This window comes from Vibrio sp. 1069, assembly GCF_033340555.1.
Map to the genome: position 1 here is coordinate 1 of NZ_JAWOWP010000165.1, position 921 is coordinate 921.

Annotated in this window: 2 protein-coding genes; both read left to right on the plus strand. The window is 48.4% G+C overall.

What is annotated here, in order from left to right:
- Positions 1-150 (plus strand): flagellar basal body rod C-terminal domain-containing protein (locus R7040_RS25205; protein ID WP_318097381.1); only part of this gene is annotated, 150 nt, incomplete at its 5' end.
- Between the two features lie 11 nt (positions 151-161).
- A partial coding sequence (gene flgL / locus R7040_RS25210; protein WP_318097380.1) for a flagellar hook-associated protein FlgL occupies positions 162-921 on the plus strand: 760 nt, incomplete at its 3' end.

The following is a 921-nucleotide window of genomic DNA, read 5'->3' on the forward strand; positions in this document are numbered from 1 at the left end:
CAAGCGCATGCCGCGCGCGACAACGTCAGTGCGGTGAACAGCGATGAAGAAGCGGCGAATCTGATGACATTTGCTAACGCACACAACGCCAACATGAAAGTCATTAGCACCGCTAACCAGCTTTTCGACTCTGTATTGCAGTTATTCTAGAGGAAACCCAGATGCGAATCAGTGATAACCAATTCAGCCAAATGATGCTGCAAAGCCTGCAGAGCAACAGCGCAGGCCTTGGGAAAGTACTTCAACAAATGTCGACACGTGAGCGACTGACTAAACTGTCTGATGATCCAATGGCGTCTATCAAGCTGCTTAACTTGGAACGCGAAAACAGCGCGATTGCTCAATACCAAAGCAACATCGCAAACCTGAAAACAACGCTTTCAAGCCAAGAGACACACCTAGATTCAGTGAACGAAAGTTTGAAAAGCATGCGTGACATTGTTCTTTGGGGCGCGAACGGTTCGTTAACGGATCAAAACCGTAGCGGCATGATCTCCGAACTGAAAAGCTACCGTGACTCCATCGAATCGTCTTTCAATGCGCAAGATGACGAAGGCCACTTTCTGTTTTCGGGCACAAAAACCGATACCGCTGCTCTGAATAAATCAAGTGGCGCTTATGTGGTCGAAGGCAACAGCGATGTTCGTGTGGTGACGGTGGCGAAAGGCGTGACTATGGATTCGAACATGACCGCACAAGAGATCCTAGATATTGGTGGTGGCAAGAACGTTCTTAATCAAATCGACGCTTTGATTGCAGAATTTGAGAAGCCGAGTCCGAATTTTCAAGCCGAAGTGGACGCTAGCCTAAACGCCATCGATGATACGATGGCAAACGTACTAGGCGCGATGACGGAAATCGGTGGTCGCCATAACAACCTAGATTTGATGGATGGCGCACGCAGCGAAAACAAGTTGTTTG